The sequence below is a fragment of the Flavobacterium enshiense DK69 genome (assembly GCF_000498495.1).
GTDB classification, from domain to species: domain Bacteria; phylum Bacteroidota; class Bacteroidia; order Flavobacteriales; family Flavobacteriaceae; genus Flavobacterium; species Flavobacterium enshiense.
In genome coordinates, this window is the sequence record NZ_AVCS01000024.1 from 1 (window position 1) to 26,504 (window position 26,504).

Below are 26,504 nucleotides of genomic sequence, written 5' to 3' on the forward strand. Positions count from 1 at the left end.
TTCGAAAATCTTAAAGAAGCATAACAGCGGAGTTGCCATGTGTGTTTCTACTATACTATAAATAGGTAGCAGTCCCAAAAAAGTTTACCGGCAAATCCACAAAGTCCATCCCCTAGCCCTGATTGCAGTGGAAATCCCGGCATTGGGAGATTGCCTCGCAAGCTCACAATGACGGATTGCAACGGAAAGCGGGAACATGGAAACCAAAAAAGCCCGAACGTTTCGCTTCTAATCGAATCGGATTGCTTTTACAGGAGAAATTTTAGTAATAATATAGGAAGGAATCAGTAAAACGAACAGACAAACCAAAATTGTACCCACATTTAAAGCTACTATATAAGGTATGGAAATTGAAACCGGAGCTTCAGTCACATAGTAATTTTCGGGATTGAGCTTGATGACACCGAAATACTTTTGAATAAACAACACACCAAGACCGACAAGATTACCCCAAAACAATCCGCGAAGAATCAAATGGCCGGCATTGTACAAAAATATTTTTCGTATTGTCCAGTTGTTAGCTCCAATCGCTTTCAGTATCCCGATCATTTGGGTGCGCTCCAAAATAAGCACCAACAAAGCCACCACCATATTAATAGTAGCCACCACAATCATAATAATAAGAATCACTACTATATTAAAGTCGAACAATTTTAACCATTCAAAAATATTGAAATACTTTTCCTCGATGGTGATACTATTATAGGTAGGCGGAATTTCAGCATAGATTTCTTCTCCTTTTTCTTTTATCATGGAAAAGTCATCCAAAAAAACCTCGAAAGCCCCTACTTCGTCTTTTTGCCATTTATTGATTCGCTGCAAGTGGCGAATATCACCTATTATATAGGTAGCATCAAATTCCTGGAAGCCGGAATTGTAAATCCCGACAATTTTAAAATTACGAAGGTTAGGCAGTTTGCCTTCTTCTTTCATAAAAAAGGTATTGAACTTATCGCCCAGTTTCAACTGAAGACGATTTGCCAGGTATTCCGATATGACAACTTCAGGATTCAAATTGCTATTCAGGTCAGGAATTCTTCCGGCAACTATGTATTCCTGCAAATTTTGCCACTGGTAATCTTTCCCGACTCCTTTAAAAACAATTCCTTCGAAAGCATTTTCGGTTCGGATGATCCCTGCCTTAGTGGCCACTGCCTGAATATGACTGATTCCTTCGACACTTTTGAAGGTCGGATAAAAATCCTGATGTATCGAAATCGGCTCCACACTGACTTCCGACTGATTATCGTCGTAGTTGGAAATAATCACATGGCCGTTAAAGGCCGAAACTTTCTGGCGTATTTTTTGCTGCAGCCCCATACCGGTAGCCACGGAAACTATCATCATAACCATTCCAATAGAAATAGCGGCAATCGCAATTTTTATAATTGGAGCAGAAATACTACTTTTATAATTTTTAGCAGTAACGAGTCTTTTGGCTATAAAATATTCTAATTTCAAGATATATGATTTCAAATTCAGTCCTCAAAAATACAGTTTTATTCTTGGTTTTGTCGATAGTTTCCTGCGGAAATTCTGTTAAGCCACAAGAAGCAAGCCACAAGAAGCAAGAGACTCCGAATACACCAAAGAAAACAGTTGCTTCCGACATCAGGACCGGTGCTCAAAACACAGACGCTTATTTACCTTTATTAAAAGATAAAAAAGTCGGCATTGTAACCAATCAGACCGGAATTCTTTCCGACAAGACCCATTTGGTTGATTTTCTTTTGGAAAAGAAAATCGGTGTACAAAAAATTTATGCTCCCGAGCATGGTTTTAGAGGTACTGCCGATGCCGGCGAATTAATCAAAGACGGAAAAGACACCAAAACAGGCTTACCTATTATTTCACTTTACGGCAATAACAAAAAGCCAAAACCTGAACAACTCGCCGGAATCGACATCATGGTTTTTGATTTACAGGATGTGGGTGCGCGTTTCTATACCTATATTTCTTCATTGCATTATGTAATGGAAGCCTGCGCGGAAAACAATATTCCGCTTATTGTTCTGGACCGACCGAATCCGAACGGAGGCATTATTGACGGCCCCCTTTTGGAAAAAGAATACGCGAGTTTTGTCGGCATGCATCCGATTCCGGTTTTACACGGGATGACAATTGGAGAATATGCTAAAATGATCAACGGTGAAAAATGGCTAAAAAATGGAGTTCATTGTGCGTTAACAGTGATTCCGTGTTTGAACTACAAACACACTATGCCATACAGCCTTCCTATAAAACCATCGCCGAATTTGCCGAATGACCAAGCCATTAACCTGTATGCAAGTTTATGCTTATTTGAAGGAACGAATGTAAGTGTGGGACGAGGAACTGATAAACAGTTTCAAATTTACGGGTCGCCTTTTTTACCTAAAAGCGATTTCAACTTCACTCCGGGTCCCAATTTAGGTGCAAAAGACCCGATGCATAATGGAAAACTTTGCAATGGTGAAGATTTATCAAAAATTAAAAAAGTGAATCGTTTGGAATTGACATGGCTAATCAAAGCCTACCAGACCACTTCGGATAAATCTAATTTCTTTAATGACTTTTTCACCAAGTTGGCAGGAACCAAAAAACTCCAACAGCAAATTGAGACCGGAGTCCCGGAAAATGAAATCCGAAAAGGTTGGGAAAAGGGAATTGCCGATTTTAAGCTGATTCGAAAATCCTACCTTATATATAGCGAATAAAAAAAGACTGTCCTTTGAGACAGCCTTTTTTTTATATGGTAACTTCTTGTCCGAATTGCAGTAAATAGCCGTTGTTGTCGTAAACAGCAAACTCGCGCATGCCCCATTCGAAAGTTTCAATCTCGTAACATAAGCTGCATTTGTCTTTCAGTTGCTCCCAAATTTCTTCCACATTGTCCACATTAATATAAAATGAACCTGTAAAAGTCGGTTTATCAAACGGAGTATGTTCATTGGGTTTTGCCAACATAATTTCGGCATTGTCCTTATACAAGGAAGCCCATCCCCACTCTTCGTTATATTCTCCACAAGTAAATCCGAGGATATTAACGTAGAATGCAATTGTTTCTTTTAATTCATTCGTCCACATCATTGGACGGATTGGTTGGAATTTTGCCATAAGTTAGACGTTTACTACAATATTGGGATTCAGCTTAAGTAATTCTTTTATAAAATCTTCTCTCCCTTTTGGAGAAATGACAATAGTATCGGACTGATTATACACTATTTCGATACGATCTGTAAGGGAAGCTGCAGGAGCATTCCAAATACTGTCAGTCTTTTCAATTGATTTAATCGCCTCTATGGAAATATTTTTATTGACTAAAAAGCCAGAACGCACTTTAAGGTTTTTCCCTGTAATCGTGTAATCGGTAGTAAGAAAAAGATAGGCTGAAAAAACTAATGTAGAAATCAGTATTCCTAAAAACACCCAATCTTGTTCCCTTAGTGACAACACAAAACCAGGTATCATTCCTGAAAGAATCAAAATAGGCAAAGCGATATCAATCTTTGATTTGAATATCTTTTTCATAATGGCAATTTCTTTTTCATCTCTTCCACAATATTGTAAGCTGCTGGGCAAATAGCTACATTTTTAAGTGTAAGATTTGAAATCTGTTGGAATTTCTTTCTGTCGGTATGCGGAAATTCACGGCAGGCTTTCGGACGTACATCATAAATCATACAATAATTTTCGGCATCCAGAAAAGTACATGGTACACTTTGCAGTACATAATCGTTGTCTTCATCGATGCGAAGGTATTGATCTATGAACTGCTGCGGTTTCTGTTTAAGATGTTTTGAAATGCGCTCAATATCGGCCGATGTAAAAAGCGGGCCTGTCGTTTTACAGCAATTGGCGCATTCTAAACAGTCGGTTCTTTTAAATTCGGCGTCATGCAGATCCTGCATAACGTAATCCAAATTCTTGGGCGTTTTCTTTTTCAGCTTATCGAAATACTTTTTGTTTTCGTTATGCTTATCTTTGGCTAACTTTGGAAGCTCCGATAAAGTTGGTTTTAACATGTCAAAACATTTATTATGCAAAAGTACCAACTTTCAGGTTTAGACTTTCAAAATTTAAACTTAAAAAAATGAAAGACCTTTTTGGAAAAGCCATACTCGATTATCAGACCAACAATTCCCCGGTAGACTTAATCACAGAAACTTCGATATCAGAAGCGGATGAAATGAGTGTCGCTTATTTGTTTCGCAATTACAAAGAAATGCCAAAAATAGAGCGAAAGGCACTGGATTTGGCCAAAGGAAAAATTCTGGATGTAGGTTGTGGCGCCGGAAGTCACGCCTTATATCTGCAGAACGAAAAAAATCTGGATGTAACTGCTATTGACATTTCTGCCAATGGAATTAAAGCCTGCGAATTGCGCGGAATAAAAAAGGCGCGGGTTCAAAATGTAATGGAGCTGGAAAATGAAACCTTCGACACTATTTTGCTGATGATGAACGGAGCAGGCATGTGTGGAAAACTTAAAAAAATTGCCGGCTTTCTTCAAAAATTAAAATCCCTGTTGAATGAAAACGGTCAGATTTTATTAGACAGTTCGGACATCATTTATATGTTTGATGAGGATGAAGACGGAGGAAAATGGATCCCGAGTAACACCGATTACTACGGGGAAGTTATTTTTAATGTTTCGTATAAAGGTGAAAAAGAAGAACCATTTGACTGGATGTACATCGATTACAATACCTTGCAGAATGCCGCTTATGCCAATGGATTACAATGCGAATTGATTTTGGAAGGCGAACATTATGATTATCTGGCAAGACTGACGCATCTCTAAATCTTATATAAATAAAAAATCCCAAACTCTTACAGCTTGGGATTTTTTATTCTTTTAAGATCGATTATTGCATGTATTTCATCATCATACCCTGTAAGCCCATTGCCCATTCCTGACCTAACGTCATGCTTTTCTCGGCAATAACCCCAGATTTCTGAGACATTTTCTTTCCGATTGGACTTTCATAAAATTTCAAGATGGCTTTAACGTCTTCTTGAGTGTATTCCTGCATAAACAACTCAGCCATTTTATCATATAATGCCGGAAGGGTCGCATCGAATTCCACCAAAAAGGCAGCTTGTTTTTCTTTTGGGACCATTTTCAGAATTTGATCTTTCGCAACTTTCATCTGGTTTGCAGAACCTGTAACTTCAATCATTTTCATCACGTCTTTTTTAAAGGTATCATTAGCTTGAGCCATACCCATATTTGCTACTAAAACAAGTGCAAACGTTAAAATTAATTTTCTCATTGTTTTTGGTGTTAGTTATAAAAATTAAGGAATATTCAGATATTTATGAGTCTGTAAAGATACACGCCATTTTGGATTATTCATAACATAATCCACGATTAAAGGTGTCATTTCCTCTTTTTTACTCCACTCGGGCTGCAAAAACAGGATTGCGTTTTCATTTACTTTAGCTGCTTGTTCTTCTGCAAAGATAAAATCGTGCTTATTGTGAATAATTACCTTTAATTCGTGTGCGATCTCATAGGCATCATCCACCGGAAGTTTAGTCTTTTTTGGAGAAAGGCAGAACCAATCCCAAGTTCCCGTAACCGGATAAGCGCCTGAGCTTTCAATATGTACGCGTAAATTTTGCTCTTTTAATTTTGAAGTCAGAGCAGTCATGTCCCAGGTTAGAGGCTCTCCACCAGTAACCACAACAGTTTCCGCATATTTTTTAGCATTGGCCACAATGACTTCTGTGGTCGTTGGCGGGTGCAATTCAGCGTTCCAGCTTTCTTTTACGTCGCACCAATGACAACCAACGTCGCAACCGCCGATTCGGATAAAATAAGCAGCCGTACCGGTATGATACCCTTCACCCTGAATTGTATAAAACTCCTCCATTAAAGGCAACATTTCGCCTTTTTCCACCGCAATTTGTATTTCTTTCTTAAGCATTTTATATAAAAATAGTCTGCAAAGGTAAGCAATTTGAAAATTAGATTGTTAGCTTTTTAACTTACCCTTTGCAAGTAGGCAAAAACTTCTCTTTCTAGCCCTGATGGGAGTGGCATCCCGTCTCGTTTTTTCAACGAGGCGGATAAAGCGGACAGCAGGAACAGGGTTTACAAAAAATCTCTGACCATTCGCTCCAAAAAAAAACCGACAACTTAAGTCATCGGCTTTTTATTTATTTTAAGCTTTTACGCTTTAAGTGCTTTTAACGTTTTGGTAGCGTAAGCATTAGTTGGATCGATTGCCAATAATTTTTCAAGGTTTTCGATTGCTTTTGCTTTATCAGCGCTGTTAGCATAATGAGCACCCACAAAAGTATAGGCTTCGATTAGGTTTTTCTTAACCGCCGGTTTTGCTTTTTCAGCATCTCCTTTGGCGTTTACCAATTTCACATATTCCTCATAACCCGCCAATGCAACTTTTGCTGATTCTGGTGTTCCCATTGCTTCATTTGCTCTTGCTTTGAACAGGTGCGCATCCTGAGTTGCCGCGTTCAATTCGATAACTTTAGAGAAGGCCGCATCCGCCTTAACCAACTGGTCTTTTGGAGAGGTTTTCGGATCGTAATCGAAATACAAAGCATATCCTAAATAGAAATTATCCGCAAAGTAATTTTTCGATTTTGGGTTTTTTACAGCCACTTCGAATAATTTAGTAGCGTTTTTGTATAATTTCTCTTTGAACATTTTTTGTCCAAGCGGATTTAATTCAGCTGCAATTACCGGATCTTTTTCTACTGCTTTGTTCAATTCAACAACACCTTCGTTGAAGATTTTCTCGTCGTAAGTACCATCTGCTTTTTTAGCTTCGGCCATTTTTGTCAAACCTAGGTACAAATAATCTCTTGCAATGATTCTTTTTGGCTCAACTTTAGCAAAAAACTCGCTCATTGCTTTTGAACTTTCAGCATAGTTACCGTTTTCGTAGGCAGCATAACCCAAATAACGTAGAATACGCGGATTTACTTTATCCAGTTTTTTCATTTCATTAGCCTCGATTTCCAATGCTTTGTAATCTTTATTCACGATTAAGAAATCAGCGTGACGCATACGAGATTCAACCGAATAACCCGTTAAACTCATGTATTTTTCATAATACTGCAATGCTTTTTTAACATACTCATCGTATTTTGCCGGTTCATTGCTCCCCCATAAATAATACGTTTCTGCCAATTCGCGGTATGCCGGACCAAAGTTCGCATCTTTAGCTATAACTTCGTTCAGCAATTTAGCAGCGTCGGTAAAATTTTTAGCTCCTTTTTGGATTGCAGCATATTTTACACGGGCAATCAATAATGATTTATCATATTCATAGGCCGATTCATAGGCACGGAAAGCTTCACCTGCATTTTTATTGCCATATTGTGCATCTCCCATCGCTAGATAGGCACCAGGATTTTTATCATCAATCAACATCGCTTTGTTGATGATTTCGATTGCTTTTTTATAGTCTGGGTTTTCAGAATTGATGTAGGCCTTGGCGATTAACAACATTTCTTCAACATCCTTTTTCTTGATATTGGCAGAAGCTTTATCAAAATTAGCCTGAGCCGATTTATTATTATCCAGTTCGATTTGCCCTAAACCGATATAATTTAACGTCCCTTTGTCTTTAGCGGCCAATCCTTTGTTAAAAATCATAGACGCAGAATCAACCTTTGCTTCTCTTAGGTACACATCACCTAAATAGAAGAAATTCTTTCCGTTGTCTGGACTGGACTTTACTAATCCTTTTAATATTTTTTTTGCTTTGTCGTATTGTTCAGCATCAATAGCTTTTTTTGCCTGTTCCAAATCCTGAGCAAAAACTGCTGTTGAAAGTACAGACAACATTAAACTTAAAACTTTAGCATTTTTCATTTCTAAATACTTTTTTTATGGTTATTTCTTTACTATTCAACCTTATCCCTTACCGCTATCTGACGGGTTGGAAAATGTGTAGGAACTAATCCGGATTTTAAAATAATCCGCTGTCCCTGTTGACCTGCAAGATACGAAGCAAATCCCATGCCCAATCCTGTTGTCCCCTGAAAATTTAACATATACAACTTACGGGTAACAGGATAACTGCCATCAGCAATATTACTCTGATTCGGTTTAACAAACTTGTCCTTTGCGTTAACTTTAACATTCTCAACTGCCAACACTTTAACTTGACTTGTATAAGCCTCCAAATCAGGAGTCGGCTGTAACAACCAGTTTATTCCTAATATCCCTATGGCACCTTCATTCTCACTAACGTACTTTACCACTTCTTTATTTGAATTCAAGGCAAATATATTTTGTTTTGGTAAATCGTTAATCCCTGCTAACGATTTTAGTGTCCTAACAGTACTGGAATTAGGGTTATCAAAAACCAATGATTTTATTTTTGAATTGGCATTTCCTTTCAAAAAACGCATTACATCATTTAACACCAAAGTAGAATCGGATCTTTTTTTGTTGCCGATAAAAGCTATGGCATCCACTCCGAACTCGGTAATTTTAGGATATACCTTTTTAGTCTTATTAAAATAACTGATTTCTGAAGAATCAAGACTCTTGGCCATTATAGCAATTTGACCCTTTTTATTGTTGATCATATTCAGTATCTCTGTTTCAGATTTACTGACTAAATTGATTTTCGTTCTTGTGTACTGGTCTTCAAAAAGAATGGCGACATCCTCGATTATAGGGAAGATAGTCTCATCGACCAATATAGTTGCCGACCCGGCAACTGCTGTTTCTTTTACTGTTGCTTTATCTTTGTTTTTTTGACAAGCTGAAAAAAGTAATATAAGCAGAACGATTGAAATATATTTTTTCATTTACTCTTGAGATTGTTGCAGACGGACAAAACGGATTGCTGCATAAACAATTAATATCACCCCTAAAATCACTCTTCGTGAATAGGAAATCTCTACTGGCACACTTTTCCAGACAAACAAAGTTACGCCTAAAAACACATACAATCCTAAAAAGACCAGGCCTAAAACAAACAGAAATCGCTGTTGTGGCGATTTCTGTTTAAAATTTTGAAATATTTTCATATTACTGTGCAACCTGAATAGTAATAGGTAATGTAAATTGTGATCTTACCGGACGACCATTTTGAATAGCCGGTTTCCAGTTAGGCATACTTTTCAATACGCGGATCGCTTCTTTTCCAGCACCGTAACCAGGATCTCTCAATACTTTCACATCTGTAAAACTTCCGTCTTTCTCGACAACGAAGCTTAACATTACACGAATTTGAGAAACTCCTTCGTCAACTTCCGGAGCACTAAAAGAACTTGCGAATTTTTTGTAGAAACCAGGCATACCTCCATTAGGTCCCGCTTGCACTTCTACCGCAACATATACCTTGTTATCATCTTCGACAACCGCTGCAGCTTTATCTCCTTCACCAGTAGGTTGGTCAATAACGATTTCAGCATTTTTGTCTCCTTTAACATCCTTTTGGCCAGGATCTGCTTCTTTCAAATCTTCCACTGTAGGTGGATCCTCATCACGCACCAATTCCTTTTTCACCACTTCAGGCGGCGGGAATTTCACCTGATCGTTCACCGATTTAGGTGGTTCTGGCGGTGGAGGCGGTGGTAAATCTTCTTTTGGTGGAGGCGGTGGCAGTAATGCTGTTTCAATTACCTTGTCCATATTCTCCTTTTCACCTTTAGCTAATCGTTGACTGATAATATTCTCAATTACCGGAGCAGCAATAGCCGAAGCGAACAACAAAGCACCAATAACAAGGGCTTTTGATGTAGTTTTAGGACTCTCTGAACGCAATTTATAAGCACCATACGCCTTATTACGACCTTCAAAGATTATATCAATCCACTCTGTCTTAAATAAGTTTAATTTTGACATGACTTTTTCTTTTTAAATGTTTGAAAAAAAATTACTCCGAAAGGATTTCCTCTTTCTTCAACATTGCGTTTTCTTCTGGTGTTATATCCACAATCGCATAGATTTTAACATCTGCGATAGCCATCTCGTCCAGAACATCTACTAAGTTTCTGTACGTAGACTTTTTACTGGCTTTAATCAAAACAATCAAATCCTGTTTCTTCGGCTCTGCCGCATATTTAGATTTAACCGTTTGTTTTTTCTCCAGTATCTCTTTACGAATACCATTTTTTCCGTATCCTGTTTTCTCAGGCCCTTCAATTGGAGCAGTCGGTAAACCGTAGTACCATACTAATTGGTTTTTCTCACCCAACAGCAACGTTAAGGTACGGTCTTCAGAAACATCCAATGTTTGGGGTTTCTCCTGTGTTTCGTCTTTATCCGGCATTGCCAAATTCATGGACTGAGGCTTAGACAATGACGTAGTAAGCATAAAGAAAGTAATCAAAAGGAATGCCAAATCCACCATCGCTGTCAAATCGACACCCGCATTTTGTTTCTTACTTCTAATATGACCTTTCTTGCCACCGCCGTCGCCGGTATTTAATTCTGCCATTTTACAGTATTTTTTAATTAAAAATCATCAGTTCGTAAACCAGTGACTAAGAAAAACTTATTAACTTTTTGTTTCTGAAGAATATCAATTACTTTCTTAACTGTAGGATACTCCTCTTTTCCATCTGCTTTGATAGCAACTTTCAACTCCGTATTATGCAATTCTTTTGTAGCATAACGCGCTGCCAAAACCCACTCTCTTAACTGATTGTCAACTGAATCGTAAGGAATACCAGGTTGCAACCCCTCTTTATTACGCTCTTCACCAGTCAAACTGATCAATTTATTCAAATTTCCAACCGGAACTCCAAATCCATCAATCAAAGAAAAACGTTTAGTTTCCTCTTCGGTGAACTGAATCTTATATTTTTCAGCTATCTTACCCAAAGCATCTCTTCGAATATCCTGGCCAATCATACCAAAGAACACCTTCTCTTTACCAACGGTAATGGTCACTAAATCTGCATCCGGCAATTTAGTTTGCACTGTGGACGCAGGTGTATCAACCGGAAGTGGCTCGGGTACTTTAGCTGTAGATGTCATTACGAAGAAAGATAACAATAAGAACGCTACGTCACACATAGCCGTCATATCAATCTTCGTGCTTTTTTTTGACATTTTTACTTTTGCCATTTTCTTTTGATTTTAGTCACAAGGGAACAAGGCAAAACCTCTTTTTACCTGCAACAAATTAATAATTAACTCTCTAAAACGGTATGCAGTAATTAAGCTGCATGACCACCTTTCAAACGTCTGTAAGCCTGCGTGATAGCAAAACCAGCCTCGTCGATAGAGTAAGTTAATTTATCAATTTTAGATGTAAACACGTTATACATGATGATTGACAACGTAGAAGTACCAATACCAGTAGCTGTATTAATAAGAGCCTCAGAGATACCTGTCGCTAACGCAGCCTGGTCAGGAGCACCAGCAGCAGCTAATCCAGAGAACGCTTTAATCATACCTGATACTGTTCCTAATAATCCCATTAACGTACCAATTGATACCAAAGTAGCAATGATAGTCATATTTTTCTCTAACATTGGCATTTCTAATGAAGTAGCTTCGTCAATTTCTTTTTGAATTGTTTCAGTTGCTTTTTCACTATCAAAACCTTCTCTTCTTACTTCTTGATATTTAGTCAAACCAGCTCTAACCACGTTAGCTACTGAACCTTGTTGAGCATCACACTCAGCGATAGCCTCATCGATTTTACCTTGACCGATTAAAACCTGTACATTTTTAACGAATTTCTCAACATTGTTTTTACCAGCTGCTTTACTGATAACGAAGAATCTCTCAAAAGAGAAAACAACTGCCATTAAGAACAATCCCATTAACGCAGGTACGATAAATCCTCCTTTATAAACCATTCCTAAATAGTTTCCTGGTAGCGGGTGACCTGTATTGTCTCCGTTTTCAAAGTTTGATGGGTGTCCCATAACGAATTTCCAGATTAGGAATCCAATCAATAAACAGATTACAATTGCAAAGGCAGCAAACATGCTTGTCCCTTTTGAGCTAGCTCCTTTTTCAACAGTTTCGTTAGATACTTTTGTCATTTTTTTAAATTTTAGTTTTTCAATTTTGTTATAACTATTGCCCCATAAGCCAAAATCTGTTTATGAGAGTCGCAAATTTATGTTTTTAGTGTAATAAAAAAAATAAAATCGTTTTTTTTTCAGGTCACATGACGAATTATTTAACATTGAGGACATGATTAGTTTGATTTTACTGTTCAATCGTTAAGCTAATGTAAGGATAATAACTTTTTATTACCAATATTATTCTTACTCTTTTGTTTTTTTTCGATCTTTATCTAACAAATACTATTATTTTTTTTAGTTTTACTACTCTTTGAATTTAGTTTAAATTCGTTCAATTCTTACAAATTTACGAAAAATATGTCCGCAGAAAAGTTTATAGAAGAAATCAACAACGGTTATAACTGTAAAGGAGAATCCATTGCATTGGGCGGTGCCATTTTAAATGGAGAAGCAATCCCAAACACCCAGATAAAAATTCCCTTAAAAACAATTAACCGCCACGGATTAATTGCCGGAGCTACCGGAACAGGTAAAACAAAAACAATACAGGTTTTATCCGAACAGCTGTCTTCAAACGGAATTCCGGTCCTGATGATGGACATCAAGGGCGATTTTTCAGGAATAGCAGCAGCCGGGGAAGAAAAACCATTCATAACCGAACGTCACGCCAAGATTGGTATCCCTTACCAACCCAAAGCCTGTCCTGTAGAATTAATGACCATATCCGAACAGAACGGAGTCCGGTTGCGGGCTACTGTTTCGGAATTCGGCCCCGTGTTATTTTCCCGAATCCTCGATCTGAACGACACCCAAGGCGGAGTTGTTTCTGTAATTTTCAAATATTGTGACGACAACAAGATTCCCCTTTTGGATCTGAAGGACTTTAAAAAAACGCTTCAGTTTGCAACCGAAGAAGGCAAAGACGAGTTTGAAGCAAATTATGGCCGAATCTCAACAGCCTCAACGGGTTCCATCCTTAGAAAAGTCATCGAGCTCGAACAACAGGGCGCTGATTTGTTCTTTGGCGAGCTTTCTTTTGATATTGACGATCTGATGCGCATTGACGAAAACGGAAACGGCTATGTGAACATCATCCGCCTGACGGACATTCAGGACAAACCTAAATTATTCTCAACATTCATGCTGAGTTTATTAGCAGAGGTTTATCAGCAAATGCCCGAAATCGGGGATGCCGAAAGACCTGAATTGGTTATTTTTATTGACGAAGCCCACCTGATTTTCGATGAAGCCAGTGAAGCCTTGCTTGATCAAATCGAAACCATCATAAAACTAATCCGTTCTAAAGGTATCGGGGTTTATTTCATTACACAAAATCCAACCGATGTTCCTGCTGGTGTATTGGCGCAATTGGGACTAAAAATCCAACATGCCCTGAGAGCTTTTACCGCAAACGACAGGAAAGCGATAAAAATGACGGCCGAAAACTATCCTTTATCCGACTATTACAAAACTGAAGATGTAATTACGCAACTGGGCATAGGGGAAGCTTTTGTTACAGCATTAAACGAAAAAGGAATTCCTACCCCGCTTGTAGCCTGCATGATGCGTGCTCCAATGAGCAGAATGGACATTTTATCCGATAATGAAATCAGCAACATCATCAACAATTCGAAGTTGGCAAAAAAATACAATCAGGTAATTGACAACGAAAGTGCCTACGAAATCCTGACAGCCAAAATAGATAAAGCAACACAACAGGCACAAGCAGAACAAACAGCCAAAGTCGAAGAAAAACAAAGAAAAAGCGAACCCAGCACTACCGAAGCTATTGGAAAATCAGTTGTTAAAGTGATTACCAGCGCTACGTTCATACGCGGTGCTTTCGGAATTTTAATGAAAATGTTCAAAAAATAATGAGGGCTTTTTTTACTATTGGTTTATTAATACTCTCTAACGTCTTCATGACTTTAGCCTGGTACGGCCATTTGAAGTTTAAAGAACTGAAATGGTTTGAAAATGCCGGACTGATAGCTATCATCCTAATCAGCTGGGGACTGGCCTTATTTGAATATTGCTTTCAGGTACCAGCCAATAAGATAGGCTTTAATGGAAATGGTGGCCCTTTTTCACTACTGCAGTTAAAAGTCATACAGGAAGTTATCACCTTAATTGTTTTTGTGATTTTCTCCTTATTGTTTTTCAAAGAAGAAGAATTCCGGTGGAACCATGTTATCGGCTTTTGTTTTTTAGTATTGGCCGTCTATTTCATGTTTAAAAAATAAACACCCCATGAAAATAATGCTCCTATTTTTTTCAGCCATTTCAATGTTGACGGGCTGCACCGTAAAAACTGAAATCAAACGTCTGGAAGAATACAAAAGTGAAATCGCAAAAGCCGAAAAAGAATTTGAGAAAATGGTTGCCAAAAAAGGTATTGCTGAAGGTTTTTATTACTTTGCTGATGGCAGTGCGACAATCAAAAGAGAGAATGACACCTTAATCTTCGGAAAAGAAAACATTCGAAACTATTATTCAAATCCGAAGTACAAAAAAGCCACCGTAACCTGGTCGCCTGATTTTATCAGCATATCCAATTCTGGAGATTTGGCCTATACTTACGGAAAATACAATTGGTCAGTTAAAGATTCCCTCGGAAACACAAAAACAGCATCAGGCGTTTTTCATACCGTTTGGAAAAGACAATCAGACGGAAACTGGAAATATGTCTGGGATTAGATCAATAAATTAACATTTAACAAGGTTGTATACCTCGCAAAAAACGACATGAAAAAATATTTTATTCAAAAAGCACCTTTTGTGGTTCCTACTTCCGATGGCAAAGTCATTGAAGAACACCACGGGCTGGCAACCACCAACAATAAAGAAATATCCATTGCTCACATGATAGCACCTCCGGGCTGGAGCGAACCGTTTCAATCACCCGAGTTCGACGAATACACCTATATAATAAAAGGAAAAAAGCAGTTCATTATTGATAATGAAACAGTAGTACTGCAAGCTGGCCAATCTATTAAAATTGAAAGAAACGTTAGGGTTCAGTACTCCAATCCTTTTGAAGAACCGTGCGAATACCTGGCGGTATGCACACCCGCCTTTAGCATGGATTCAGTACATCGTGAAGAATAAAAAAAGAGGCTCATGCCTCTTTTATTTTTTTAACAATTCCAGTATTCTGTTCTCTACAAGTTCGGTTTCCCAAATTTGCTCTATGTTTTCCATACTGAGAATCTCTTCCATAATTCTATTTTGCTTATCTCCTTCCGCCAAGGCTTCCGAGTAGGGATGATGACTGAAAGTTACACGGCTGTATAACGGAATCCATTTATCCGGATGCTTATCGGAGAACCATTTTTCTATTTTCTTCTGCAAATGAAATTTCGCATCGGCAGTCTTAGTACTCATTTCCATGAAATTGCGGAACGAAAGTTCAGCTATTGCATCTGTATTCGGTTTACGTGATTGCTGATATTCTTTAAAGATCGTCAACCAATCGTCTCCGTGTTTTTCCATCAACTGATTTAAAATCGTAATATCTTCAAAACCGGCATTCATTCCGTGACCGTAAAAAGGAACTATTGCATGGGCCGCATCTCCAATCAAAGCCACCTTATCTTCATAAGTCCAAGGATAACATTTCATGGTTACCAGATAACTAGTTGGATTTTTAAAGAAATCTTCCACTAAATCCGGAATCACTTCTTTCGTATCAGGAAAATACTTGGCGAAAAAGGCCTCCAATGTTTCTTTGTCTGTCAGCTTTTCAAATGAATTTTCCCCTTCATGTGGCATGAAAAGCGTACAGGTAAACGAACCATCCGGGTTAGCCAGTCCCATTAACATGAATTCTCCTCTTGGCCAGATATGTAACGAATTTTTATCTATTTTATGAGTCCCGTCCGCATTGGCAGGAATATGAAGTTCTTTATAACCTACTCGGATAAAGTCTTGTGAATAATTGAACATGCTCTGACGCTGCATACGGTGACGTACTCTTGAAAAGGCACCATCAGCCCCGAAAACAATATCATAATCCAACTCTTCCCACTCACCTCTTTCGGTTTCTCCTTCGTGCAAAGTCGCTGTTGCCAACGTTACATCCCAAACCTTTTTATCAAAGAAAAATTCCACACCGGCAGTTTCGGCTAAATCAACCATCTTGCGGTTCAGCACCCCGCGGGACAATGAAAAAATCGCCTCGCCGTCTTTACCGTAATACTGATAATTCAACTCGCTTCCTAGCATGTGAATGGCACGCTTGTCCACAGGAATACCGATTTTTTTTATTTCCTCATCCAATCCAATTTCCTGAAGCGTTCGCCATCCCCTGTCTGACATTACCAAATTAATGGAACGCCCGGAAAAATCAATTTTTCTGATATCCGGACTTCTGTCGTAAACATGAACGGTATGACCTGCTTTTTTAAGGTAAATTGCCAATAGTGTCCCAACCAATCCGGAACCCACTACAGCTATCTTCTTGGGAGTCTGCATCGAAATTTTCTTGAATAGAGCGTAAATTTACTCAATATTTATTTATGAAACTGATATTTATCGGAAAAGCATTTTTCTTAAAAAAAGAAAATCCTCGCTAAGGAGGATTCTCTGTTATTATCTATTGAATTGTATTTTCTTTCCAACAGCCATTTTTTGTGATTTAGCCAAAACACCACACATATGGAACAACATTCTTGCTCCGACATTTCCGTCCCAATCATCATCACCAGGTGCTACTTCCACTAAATCAAATCCGATAATTTCCTTATTGGTTTCTGCCAAACGGCTTAACAAATAAGCAGCCTGCTCAAATGAAAATCCGCCCGGAACCGGAGTACCTGTATTTGGACAATACCATGGATACATTCCGTCAATATCGAATGAAATCAACACTTTCTCAGGCAATGAGGCGATAATATGATCACATTGCTGCTGCCATGTCTTTCCTTCGAACGTTTCCTGTTTTAAATCCATGTCGGTATGAACCAAAACACGGTCTTTCAACGCCACTTCCACTTCCTGTTCGCAGAAATCGCGGATTCCTACCTGAACAATCTTTGAAATTTGCGGAATCTGCAACGCATTATACATGATAGAGGCGTGAGAATAGGTAAAGCCTTCATAAGCGATTCTCAAATCCATGTGGGCATCTAAATGAAGAATCCCGAAAGAATCATGTTTTGTCGCCATTGCCTGATAGTAACCAAGCGGCGTACTGTGATCTCCTCCTAAAAGAACCGCTTTTTTTCCTTGATTCAACCAATGAAGCGTGCGATTCTTCACTTCTTCATTCATGTCCTTGCATGCCTTGTTGATTTTATCAAGATCTGCTTGTAAGACCGGGAATGTCGAAACATCTTCACCCGCCTCCAAAGCTTCAATGATTGGTTGTGCCAACCCTTTATATTTTTCAGAATTTTTTGCCCAATGACCTGGCGCTTCGTCCATATAAATCCCTAATTTCCAAAGTTCCGGAAACTCTTGGTGATTTAAATCAACCTGAAAAGAAGCATCCATAATGGCTGCAGGTCCTTCAGAAGCTCCTGCCCCGTAACTTACAGTCACCTCCCATGGCACCGGGATTACAACAATCTCGCTTTGCTTTGCCGAAAAAGGGAGTCCAAAAACTGTCGCATCAGCTAAGCCTGGTTGAGACGGGTCAAAATTTTTTAATATTTGTTCCTTTGTCATTTTATAGAATCAATTAAACCAAAGATTTATCCTTTACTAAAATTCCTTTCTTAAGCACCTGTCCGAATTCATACATATCTTCAAACGAGCAATAGAATGGCGCAGGAGCCAAACGAATCACATTAGGTTCACGCCAGTCGGTGATTACTCCGTTTTTCATTAAGTATTCAAACAATGTTCTTCCTTGGCCATGAAGGAAAACAGAAAGCTGGCAAGCTCTCTCGTCTTGATTCGAAGGGGTAATAATCTCAAATTCTGCTCCTTCAATTTCTTTATCAACTTCATGAAGTATAAATTCCAGATAAGACGTAAGCAGGTTACGTTTTTCTATCAGCTTATCCATCCCTACTTCGGAAAACATTTCCACAGAAGCCAAATAAGGCGCTAATGACAATACTGGCAAATTACTGATTTGCCATCCATCTGCTCCGTTAACCGGATCAAATTGCGGTTCCATTTTGAATCGACGCACCTTATTATGACCGTACCATCCTGCGAACCTTGGCAAATCACTGTTTTGATGATGTTTTTCATGAACAAAGCAACCCGAAGCATTTCCTGGTCCTGAATTCATATATTTATAACTACACCATGCTGCGAAATCTACACCCCAATCGTGAAGTTCCAATTTTATATTTCCTGCGGCATGAGCTAAATCCCAACCCACAAAAGCTCCAGCTTTATGACCTGCAGCGGTAATGGTTTTCATATCAAAAACCTGTCCTGTGTAGTAATTTACTCCTCCGATTAAAACCAATGCCAACTCATCACCAACCTCTTCAATCTTGGCTAAAACGTCTTCCAGTCGGATATTGTGCTCTCCCTCGCGACGCTTGATTTCCACAATGGCATCCTTAGGATCATACCCATGAAACTTAACCTGGCTTTGAAACATATACTGATCACTTGGGAATGCTTTTTCTTCACAAATGATTTTATATCTCTTTGATGTAGGCTGATAGAAAGTAACCATCATCAAATGCAGGTTAACTGTTAACGTATTCATAACCGTTATCTCACTAGGCAATCCACCAACGATTTTACTTAGCGGCGCCGCGAAACGCTCATGATAATCCCACCATGGCTTTTCGGCATAAAAATGACCTTCAACGGCAAGATTTGCCCAATCATTCATGACTTCATCGACATACGTTTTTGTTCTCTTCGGTTGCAACCCAAGAGAATTACCGACAAAGTAAATCACCTGTTTCCCGTCAACTTTCGGGAAGATAAATTCATCTCTATAGCTTCTTAGCGCGTCCTTCGCGTCTAATCCTCGTGCAAATTCACGTGTATTTTCGAAATCCATCGACATTTGTTTTTTTAATAGGGGGGTAAAAATAAGAAAAAAAATATACTCACATCCATAAATTTCTATTGATATTCAACACTTATCAAACAAAAAATACAAAAAATACTATGAATGCATACAAAATGATCGTTCAACCATAGAACTAAGGGAGTCAGACGGTTTTATTTAACATAAACAAATACCCCTGTGAAAAAAAACTAAATGACAAAAAAATCCGACCTGTTAAGGCCGGATTCACATATTATTTATTCCTAGGATTTTATAAAATCAACATAGCATCTCCATAAGAGTAGAATTTATATTTCTCCTTAACTGCTTCATCATATGCTTTACGCATTAAATCATGACCGCAAAATGCAGAAATCATCATCAACAACGTTGATTTCGGCGTATGGAAATTGGTAATCATACAATCGGCAACGCTAAAATCATATGGAGGGAAGATGAATTTATTAGTCCACCCCTCATATGGGTTCAATGTTTTTGAAGAAGAAACCGAGCTTTCCATCGCACGCATTGTTGTAGTACCAACAGCACATACTCTTTTTTTTGCCAATTTCGCTTTATTGACAATATCACAGGCTTCCTGCGTTATTTTCAATTCTTCCGAATCCATTTTATGTTTTGACAAATCTTCAACTTCCACCGGATTGAAAGTTCCCAATCCAACGTGAAGCGTTATTTCAGCAAATTCAACTCCTTTAATTTCAAGGCGTTTCATCAGGTGCTTCGAGAAATGCAAACCTGCAGTAGGAGCCGCAACCGCACCTTCTTCCTTAGCATAAATCGTTTGATAACGCTCTGCATCTTCCGGAGTTACTTCACGGTTAATGTATTTAGGGATTGGTGTTTCGCCAAGTTCAAGCAATTTTGCACGGAATTCTTCATAAGAACCGTCATATAAAAAGCGTAAAGTTCTTCCTCGGGAAGTTGTATTATCAATAACCTCTGCTACCAATGAATCGTCATCGCCAAAATATAATTTATTACCGATACGGATTTTTCTGGCCGGATCAACCAAAACATCCCACAAACGCTGTTCAGCATTCAATTCACGCAATAAAAAAACCTCGATTCTGGCACCTGTTTTTTCCTTATTCCCGTAAAGACGGGCCGGAAAAACTTTTGTATTGTTCAAAACCATCACATCACCTTCCCCAAAATAGTCCAAAACATCTTTAAACAATTTGTGTTCGATGGTTTGTGTTTTTCTGTTTACGACCATAAGGCGTGCCTCGTCTCTGTTTTCTGCAGGGAATTCGGCCAAAAGTTCTGCCGGAAGGTTAAAATTAAAATTTGATAACTTCATGTTTTTTTTGTAAATTTTAAATTAGAAGTTAGAATTCAGAATTGTACCTGAATAATAAATAGGTTGCAAATATACTATCGTGAAAGAGGCCTTGTCAAGTGTTTTAGCTTTTATTTTTATAATCGTCCATCAGAAAGCCTTGCACAGCACTTCAAAACCTAAACACTTCATTACTAATTACACAAATTTTCGTGAAAGCAATTAATCAAATAAACTAAAAGGGAGCGGAATCGCAAAATACAGACTAAACAGTTGCTTTCAAAAAGAAGAAGATTAAAGTAAACATTCCTGTTTTGCCCCGGGGTTTTATTAATCGAAAACCTGAAACACTGATTCCCGCAATGGAAATCAATGCTTCATTGTTTTCATTTCCCCAAAAAAACTAACCCTACAATCCTAACGGAATTGCATTCTTAGAATCAGTATCAAATATACTCACTGTATTTATTCAAAACTAACTCAGTTTACCAAACAGCGTTTTCAGTTTATGAAATTCCTACATTTTTTCTCACAGATACAACTTTCATTGTTTAAGATGCGGATTTCACCACCACACAACTCAATTAAGTCTTGCAATTTCTTATATTTGTTTGAAATCAATAGCATTTGAAGCACTTTTTTTACATACTCTTTTTTTTAATTTCGGGATTAGCTGTAAGTCAAAATCCGTACTATCACAGCATCGACAAATCATCTGGCCTTCCCTCGAACAGTGTATATGATATTTTTCAGGACAGCAAAGGCTTTATGTGGTTTGCCACCGGAAACGGACTATGCCGCTATGACGGAAACACATTTAAAACTTTTTCAGCCGATTTTCAAACGTCTAAATCAGGATCCTGCATCAAAGAAGATTTGTACGGCAGAATATGGTATGAAAATTTTGACGGATATTTGTATTATGTTGAAAAAGGAAAACTAAAAACCCTGACACAAACCGCTTCTGCGGGCTACTTTCCTTATGGCATTATCAACAACAAACTGTTTGCAATAAAATCCGGCAATCTTTACATATACAATTTGAAAACCCTAAAGGCAGAGAAAAAGATCTCCTTAGAATACAGTGAACTAGGGACAACTTTTTGTGATGGGACTACATTTTTTATTTTAGGCAAAACACTTAATGAATTTAATGAACAAGGTCGGAAAACAACCACTTCTCTTCCTCAAAACACAAAAAATTTCGAAGCTCCTGTGTTACAAGGCTCTGCTGAAGGCCTGATTATAGCCTCCAAATACTCCAACATCTACCACCTGTATAAAAACGGAGTCTTTACTAAAAAAAAGCTACCGTTTTCGGCTAATTTTATTCAAAATATTGCCTCGATAGAAAACAAGCACTGGCTCTGCACTACTAAAGGAGTTTTTCGTTTAAATACCAAAACCAACGAGTACAAAGCTTTTTTTAAAAGAGACAACATATCATATGTGTTCATGGATAACCAAAAAAACTATTGGGTTTCCACTATAACCGAAGGCCTTTTTTTCATTGAAAATTTCGACACAAAACTTTACGAGTTAACACCTAGGCCAATAGTGTTTGCCGCATCCGGATCCAATTTATTTATAGGCTCCGAAAAAGATGAACTTTGGAAAATGGATTTATATACTGATGCAATCTCTCCTATTTATAAAGGAAACAGCAACCACAGCATCAACCAGCTAACATACGATTCCAAAAACAATCAGTTTTTCTTCACTTCTTCAAAGTTTAAAAATCTGAAAGGAAATTTACGTTACGAGCTTAAAGTTTCCATTAAGGATATTTCCCGTATTGATTCAAAATATTGCTCTTATGCCGCAACCGGAATCTCTGGCATTTTTGGAGTAAACAACAATGAGAAAAGCGAATGGGATGCTGTTTTCAACAAAAACAAAGCCCTTACGAAACCTAACTTCAATCAGGCGTACCTCCTAAAGAACCACAATGGCAAATCAACGGCTTACAACCCCGCAAACAAAACCATTTATTATGCGACCAATAACGGCTTAATAGCCTATTCCCTTAAAGGAAGCAAGGAAATAAAATACAACAACAAATCCATCTACCTCACTAAACTGAAATATTTCAATTCATTGCTGTATGCAGTGTCCAGCAATGAAAAAGTATATACGATTGATCGGTTTAACAACGTAAAACCATATGTCTTCCCAAAATCTATTCTGATACCTAAGATGCTTCAAAACGAAAAATTCGGAAGAATAGACCTGGAAAACAACTCTTTGTTTTTATTTAGCGATCAAGCCATTTATGAAGTAAACCTGGTCACAAACCGATTCCGAAAAATAATCAATCTAACGCAAGACATCGAAATAACCGACCTTGCCTTAATTAACAACATCATCTATCTTGCTTCTGCCAAGGGAATAATTGTAAAAGAAGTCAACCGTTATAAAGCACCAATACAACCTCAACTAAGCATTAACGGACTTCTGGCAGGTGAAAAAAGTTTCAGCCCTGACAGTATTCCGACGTTAAGTTACAACCAGAATGACATCAAGATAAATTTCTCGCTCTTGTCGTTTATACCAAACGAAAAATATGACGTTTATTACAAAATAAACGACTCAAAATGGAATCCGTTGGACCCAGACAACCGCAGCCTGATTTTATCATCTTTGTCTCCGGGCAAATATACTGTCTCCCTAAAAATAGGTCCTGAAAACAAAAAACTAACTGTTCAGGAAATCGAATTTATCATAAAAAAACCTTTTTGGTTAAACCCTATAGTTGTCATTTTAGCGTCTGCTCTATTTATTTTCCTGCTCTTTTCGTATTATAAAAAACAAATACAGAAAATTGAGAAAAGAAACCAGATGCAACTTGACAAAATTAATTTGGAAAAGAATCTGAACCAGTCAAAACTTAAGGCAGTAAAATCGCAAATGAACCCGCATTTCTTTTACAATGCCTTAAACACCATTCAGTCCTACATCCTGTCAAATGACAAGAAGCAGGCTGTAAATTACTTGTCCAAATTTTCGAATCTGACCCGAACAATTTTAGAGATGACGGAAAAAGAAGCTATAACTGTTTCAGAGGAAGTAAAAACTTTACGTTTGTATCTGGATATTGAAAAAGCGCGTTTTGAAGATGATTTCGAGTATGAAATAACCGTAAAAGACAATGTTGATTCCGAAAACATCAAAATACCGTCAATGCTTTTACAGCCCTATGTGGAAAATGCCGTAAAACATGGCTTACTACATAAAGAAGGCAAAAAGCTGCTCCAAATCTCATTTGAAAAAATAAATGATGACTTGAAAATCAGCATCGACGATAACGGTATCGGAAGAAAAAAAAGTGCCGAACTGAATGCGGTCAAGAATAAAAATCATCGTTCGTTTGCCACAAACGCCATTCAGAACAGAGTTGATTTATTGAACCAGTTTACACAAAAGAACATAACTTTTTCGTACATTGACAAAATATCAGCGGACGATCAACCTGAGGGAACAACGGTAATTTTCACCATTCCTATAACGCAATAAACCTATGAAAGCAATAATTATAGACGACGAAAAAAGAGCAAGAGTTAACCTCTCATTACTTCTGGCGGAATACTGTCCGACCATAGAGGTAATTGCTGAATGTGAAAATCTTTCATCGGGAGTAAAATCGATTAGAAAACTTCAGCCGGATCTGGTCTTCCTTGACATTGAAATGCCCGGACACAGCGGTCTTGAATTATTGGATTTTTTTGATGAAGAAGAAGTGAATTTCGGCATTATCTTCACCACAGCCTATAATGAGTATGCGATTCAGGCGTTTAAATTCTCAGCCATCGATTATTTGCTAAAACCTATAGCCCCGGAAGAATTAACCGAAGCAGTTAAACGCGCACAAAAACAAAAACAAAAAATTGAAAGCTTCAAAGTTTTAAAAGAAAACCTGCAACAGGAAACTTTAACTAAAATAGCTGTCCCTTCAGCCAACAGCCTGATATTCCTGGACAGCAATAAAATTCAGTATATAAAAGGCGAAGGCGCTTACTCAGAGGTATTCTTCACAGACAGCCCAAAGCGTTTGGTGAGCCGTAATTTAAAGAATTTCGAAGATATTTTATGCCCGGATAACCGTTTCATAAGAGTCCACAAATCGTATATTGTGAATTTTGACCATGTGATTGCCTTTAACAAATCAGAAGGCGGCTTTCTGGAAATGGGAAACAACATCCAAATTCCCGTTTCACCGGACAAAACACAAACAATCTTAGACAGGATTCAAATAGTAAAAAGGTAATTTATATAGGATTCACAATAATACCAATGCTTTTAAGATCCTCCCAAAAATTAGTGTAGGATTTGGAAACAACTTCAGCATCTTCAATCACGACAGGTACTTTTAGCGCTAACGGAGCAAAAGCCATTGCCATGCGATGATCCTGATACGTTTTAATGTGTGCGTTTTTATTAATTTCCGATGAAGGCGCTAAGGTTAGGCTATCGTTGGTCACGGAAACGCTTGCCCCCAATTTACCCAATTCATTTTTCAGAGCTTCCAGTCGATCGGTTTCTTTAATTTTCAGCGTATGCAATCCGGTCAAATGACATCCAACTCCCAACCCGAAACAAGTTACGGCTATAGTTTGCGCGATATCGGGTGACGCATTGAGATTGCGGTTTATCTCTTTTTTAGAAACGTTTTCTTTTTTAATAATAACGGAATCATCAACAAAGGTTGTAGACACTCCCAATTCCTCATAAATTTCAGCCAAAATACTGTCACCCTGCAAACTGCTTTGTTTATAGCTCGACAATTTAATTTCAGTTCCAATAGCCGACAAAGCTACAACCGAATAAAAATAAGAAGCCGAAGACCAATCGGATTCCACCGTAATAACTCTTGAGGCAATCTTTTCCGCATGAGAAACCTTAATAACATTCCCTTCAAAAGAAGCTCTTACCCCAATTTCATTGAGTAATTGTAATGTCATCTTAATGTAAGGAACCGAAGTGATGCTTCCTTCCAACGTCAGTTCCAGTCCGTTTTCCAGTTTTGGAGCAATTAAAAGCAATGCAGAAATGTACTGACTGCTTACATCTGCTTTTAGACTAACTTTATTCTTGATTATTTTTTTTCCGGTGATTCGCAACGGTGGATAACCTTCTTTTTCTTCGTACTCAACTAGAGCACCCAACTGTCGTAAGGCATCCACCAGAATTTGTATCGGACGTTCTTTCATACGGGAAGAACCCGTCAAAATCACTTCTTTCCCTTCCTGAACAGTACAAAAGGCCGTTAAGAAACGCATTGCGGTTCCGGCATGATGAATATCTTTCAATACCTCATCACTTTGCAATGCTTTGATCATTACTTTAGAATCATCAGAATCGGAACTATTTTCCAAAACGATGTTTGGATACAGCGCCTGTAACAACAATAAACGATTCGTCTCTGATTTTGAACCAGAGATACGGATAACGTTTTGCAAATTACAGACCGATGACTCTAAAAGTAAATCCACTATTATTTCAATTTCTCGTTATTATGATGACGGTCGTGGTCGCGTTTGGTTTTCAGATCCAGTTTTTTATCGAAAGCCGCCTGTAAATCCACTCCCGTTTGGTTGGCCAAACATAAAACCACAAAAACCACATCGGCTAATTCCTCGCCAAGATCTTTGTTTTTGTCGCTTTCTTTTTCTGATTGTTCGCCGTAGCGACGCGCAATGATTCGGGCTACTTCACCTACTTCTTCGGTAAGTTGCGCCATATTGGTCAATTCATTAAAATAGCGGACACCATGGTTTTTAATCCAGTTGTCAACTTCTAATTGAGCATTTTTTATATCCATTATTCTTTATTCTTAGTATCAATTATTATCGTAACTGGCCCATCATTAATCAGCGCCACTTTCATATCGGCACCAAATTCTCCGGTTTGTACTTTTTTACCTAAATCGCTCTCCATTTGAGCAACAAATTTTTCATAAACAGGAACAGCATAATCTGGTTTTGAAGCTTTGATGTATGATGGACGGTTTCCTTTTTTAGTAGAAGCATGCAGAGTAAATTGACTGACTACAATAACGTCACCATCCACATCTTTAACGGAAAGATTCATCACTCCATTGTCATCACCAAAAACACGCAGGTTGATAATCTTAGAGGATAGCCAAACTATATCTTCCTGATTGGAAGTGTCTTCCACCCCAACTAAAACTAACAATCCCTTTCCGATTTCCGCGACTTTTTTTCCTTCAATGGTAACCGAAGCTTCGGAAACCCTTTGTATTACAGCTTTCATTAAAATTCA

The 26,504-nt window shown here is 38.1% G+C and carries 28 protein-coding genes; 8 read left to right on the forward strand and 20 right to left on the reverse strand.

Features of this window, described 5'->3' with window-relative positions; all coding sequences use genetic code 11:
• Positions 1-228: 228 nt before the first annotated feature.
• Entirely contained in the window at positions 229-1,461 is a 1,233-nt protein-coding gene (locus FEDK69T_RS12600; protein ID WP_023574558.1) for an ABC transporter permease, read from the reverse strand.
• A 5-nt stretch (positions 1,462-1,466) separates the two neighbouring features.
• Between FEDK69T_RS12600 and FEDK69T_RS12605 the strand changes: the two genes are divergently transcribed.
• Complete coding sequence (locus tag FEDK69T_RS12605; RefSeq protein ID WP_023574559.1) at positions 1,467-2,696, forward strand: exo-beta-N-acetylmuramidase NamZ family protein; 1,230 nt, start codon at positions 1,467-1,469, stop codon at positions 2,694-2,696.
• 31 nt (positions 2,697-2,727) lie between these two features.
• Here FEDK69T_RS12605 and FEDK69T_RS12610 read toward each other — a convergent pair whose 3' ends face one another.
• From FEDK69T_RS12610 to FEDK69T_RS12620, 3 genes are read right to left on the reverse strand one after another with little or no spacing between them, the layout of a single operon-like run.
• Complete coding sequence (locus FEDK69T_RS12610) at positions 2,728-3,096, reverse strand: VOC family protein (RefSeq protein WP_023574560.1); 369 nt, start codon at positions 3,094-3,096, stop codon at positions 2,728-2,730.
• Between the two features lie 3 nt (positions 3,097-3,099).
• Positions 3,100-3,510, reverse strand: a complete 411-nt coding sequence (locus FEDK69T_RS12615; RefSeq protein WP_035630700.1) for a PH domain-containing protein — start codon at positions 3,508-3,510, stop codon at positions 3,100-3,102.
• Entirely contained in the window at positions 3,507-4,004 is a 498-nt protein-coding gene (locus FEDK69T_RS12620) for a YkgJ family cysteine cluster protein (RefSeq protein WP_023574561.1), read from the reverse strand. The genes FEDK69T_RS12615 and FEDK69T_RS12620 overlap by 4 nt, the downstream gene beginning before the upstream one ends.
• A 68-nt stretch (positions 4,005-4,072) precedes the next feature.
• On the opposite strand from FEDK69T_RS12620, the gene FEDK69T_RS12625 reads away from it, so the two are divergent.
• Positions 4,073-4,783: a class I SAM-dependent methyltransferase gene (locus tag FEDK69T_RS12625; RefSeq protein WP_023574562.1), complete on the forward strand. Its 711-nt coding sequence runs from the start codon at positions 4,073-4,075 to the stop codon at positions 4,781-4,783.
• Between the two features lie 64 nt (positions 4,784-4,847).
• Here the strand turns inward: FEDK69T_RS12625 and FEDK69T_RS12630 are convergent, their stop codons facing one another.
• The 9 genes from FEDK69T_RS12630 to FEDK69T_RS12670 form a co-directional block, all read right to left on the reverse strand.
• Entirely contained in the window at positions 4,848-5,255 is a 408-nt protein-coding gene (locus FEDK69T_RS12630) for a DUF2059 domain-containing protein (RefSeq protein WP_023574563.1), read from the reverse strand.
• A 24-nt stretch (positions 5,256-5,279) separates the two neighbouring features.
• Positions 5,280-5,912 (reverse strand): 7-carboxy-7-deazaguanine synthase QueE, encoded by a 633-nt coding sequence (locus tag FEDK69T_RS12635; RefSeq protein WP_023574564.1) that lies wholly within the window; start codon positions 5,910-5,912, stop codon positions 5,280-5,282.
• A 245-nt stretch (positions 5,913-6,157) separates the two neighbouring features.
• Positions 6,158-7,828: a tetratricopeptide repeat protein gene (locus FEDK69T_RS12640; protein WP_023574565.1), complete on the reverse strand. Its 1,671-nt coding sequence runs from the start codon at positions 7,826-7,828 to the stop codon at positions 6,158-6,160.
• 32 nt (positions 7,829-7,860) lie between these two features.
• On the reverse strand, positions 7,861-8,775 hold the full coding sequence (locus FEDK69T_RS12645) for a PstS family phosphate ABC transporter substrate-binding protein (protein WP_023574566.1): 915 nt from the start codon (positions 8,773-8,775) through the stop codon (positions 7,861-7,863).
• Entirely contained in the window at positions 8,776-8,997 is a 222-nt protein-coding gene (locus FEDK69T_RS12650; RefSeq protein ID WP_023574567.1) for a hypothetical protein, read from the reverse strand.
• A gap of 1 nt (position 8,998) precedes the next feature.
• Positions 8,999-9,817, reverse strand: a complete 819-nt coding sequence (locus FEDK69T_RS12655) for an energy transducer TonB (protein WP_023574568.1) — start codon at positions 9,815-9,817, stop codon at positions 8,999-9,001.
• 31 nt (positions 9,818-9,848) lie between these two features.
• Positions 9,849-10,412, reverse strand: a complete 564-nt coding sequence (locus tag FEDK69T_RS12660; protein ID WP_023574569.1) for an ExbD/TolR family protein — start codon at positions 10,410-10,412, stop codon at positions 9,849-9,851.
• 17 nt (positions 10,413-10,429) lie between these two features.
• A complete protein-coding gene (locus FEDK69T_RS12665) occupies positions 10,430-11,044 on the reverse strand; it encodes an ExbD/TolR family protein (RefSeq protein WP_023574570.1) in 615 nt (204 codons plus the stop codon).
• Between the two features lie 92 nt (positions 11,045-11,136).
• On the reverse strand, positions 11,137-11,973 hold the full coding sequence (locus FEDK69T_RS12670; protein WP_023574571.1) for a MotA/TolQ/ExbB proton channel family protein: 837 nt from the start codon (positions 11,971-11,973) through the stop codon (positions 11,137-11,139).
• Positions 11,974-12,315: 342 nt separating this feature from the next.
• Between FEDK69T_RS12670 and FEDK69T_RS12675 the strand changes: the two genes are divergently transcribed.
• The 4 genes from FEDK69T_RS12675 to FEDK69T_RS12690 are packed head-to-tail and all read left to right on the forward strand — an operon-like array spanning position 12,316 to position 15,066.
• Entirely contained in the window at positions 12,316-13,833 is a 1,518-nt protein-coding gene (locus FEDK69T_RS12675; protein ID WP_023574572.1) for a helicase HerA-like domain-containing protein, read from the forward strand.
• Entirely contained in the window at positions 13,833-14,201 is a 369-nt protein-coding gene (locus tag FEDK69T_RS12680) for a DMT family protein (RefSeq protein ID WP_035630701.1), read from the forward strand. The genes FEDK69T_RS12675 and FEDK69T_RS12680 overlap by 1 nt, the downstream gene beginning before the upstream one ends.
• A gap of 16 nt (positions 14,202-14,217) precedes the next feature.
• On the forward strand, positions 14,218-14,655 hold the full coding sequence (locus FEDK69T_RS12685) for a YybH family protein (RefSeq protein WP_162147252.1): 438 nt from the start codon (positions 14,218-14,220) through the stop codon (positions 14,653-14,655).
• A 48-nt stretch (positions 14,656-14,703) separates the two neighbouring features.
• Positions 14,704-15,066 (forward strand): cupin domain-containing protein, encoded by a 363-nt coding sequence (locus tag FEDK69T_RS12690; RefSeq protein ID WP_023574575.1) that lies wholly within the window; start codon positions 14,704-14,706, stop codon positions 15,064-15,066.
• A 21-nt stretch (positions 15,067-15,087) separates the two neighbouring features.
• Here the strand turns inward: FEDK69T_RS12690 and FEDK69T_RS12695 are convergent, their stop codons facing one another.
• From FEDK69T_RS12695 to queA, 4 genes are all read right to left on the reverse strand, one after another.
• Positions 15,088-16,431: an FAD-dependent oxidoreductase gene (locus FEDK69T_RS12695; RefSeq protein WP_023574576.1), complete on the reverse strand. Its 1,344-nt coding sequence runs from the start codon at positions 16,429-16,431 to the stop codon at positions 15,088-15,090.
• Between the two features lie 117 nt (positions 16,432-16,548).
• Complete coding sequence (locus tag FEDK69T_RS12700; protein ID WP_023574577.1) at positions 16,549-17,625, reverse strand: agmatinase family protein; 1,077 nt, start codon at positions 17,623-17,625, stop codon at positions 16,549-16,551.
• 13 nt (positions 17,626-17,638) lie between these two features.
• A complete protein-coding gene (gene kynU, locus FEDK69T_RS12705; protein ID WP_023574578.1) occupies positions 17,639-18,934 on the reverse strand; it encodes a kynureninase in 1,296 nt (431 codons plus the stop codon).
• A 262-nt stretch (positions 18,935-19,196) separates the two neighbouring features.
• Positions 19,197-20,246 (reverse strand): tRNA preQ1(34) S-adenosylmethionine ribosyltransferase-isomerase QueA, encoded by a 1,050-nt coding sequence (queA, locus tag FEDK69T_RS12710; protein WP_023574579.1) that lies wholly within the window; start codon positions 20,244-20,246, stop codon positions 19,197-19,199.
• A gap of 606 nt (positions 20,247-20,852) precedes the next feature.
• On the opposite strand from queA, the gene FEDK69T_RS15965 reads away from it, so the two are divergent.
• A complete protein-coding gene (locus tag FEDK69T_RS15965) occupies positions 20,853-23,738 on the forward strand; it encodes a sensor histidine kinase (RefSeq protein WP_081711722.1) in 2,886 nt (961 codons plus the stop codon).
• A 4-nt stretch (positions 23,739-23,742) separates the two neighbouring features.
• Positions 23,743-24,489, forward strand: a complete 747-nt coding sequence (locus tag FEDK69T_RS12720) for a LytR/AlgR family response regulator transcription factor (protein ID WP_023574582.1) — start codon at positions 23,743-23,745, stop codon at positions 24,487-24,489.
• Between the two features lies 1 nt (position 24,490).
• Here FEDK69T_RS12720 and aroA read toward each other — a convergent pair whose 3' ends face one another.
• Genes aroA through dtd form a run of 3 tightly spaced genes read right to left on the reverse strand, consistent with a single transcriptional unit; the run spans position 24,491 to position 26,495 of the window.
• Complete coding sequence (aroA, locus tag FEDK69T_RS12725; RefSeq protein ID WP_023574583.1) at positions 24,491-25,714, reverse strand: 3-phosphoshikimate 1-carboxyvinyltransferase; 1,224 nt, start codon at positions 25,712-25,714, stop codon at positions 24,491-24,493.
• 2 nt (positions 25,715-25,716) lie between these two features.
• Positions 25,717-26,043: a nucleotide pyrophosphohydrolase gene (locus FEDK69T_RS12730; protein ID WP_035630703.1), complete on the reverse strand. Its 327-nt coding sequence runs from the start codon at positions 26,041-26,043 to the stop codon at positions 25,717-25,719.
• Positions 26,043-26,495 carry a D-aminoacyl-tRNA deacylase gene (dtd, locus tag FEDK69T_RS12735; protein WP_023574585.1) on the reverse strand — a complete coding sequence of 151 codons (453 nt, stop codon included), beginning with the start codon at positions 26,493-26,495 and terminating at the stop codon, positions 26,043-26,045. Before dtd ends, FEDK69T_RS12730 begins: the two co-directional genes overlap by 1 nt.
• Positions 26,496-26,504: the final 9 nt, after the last annotated feature.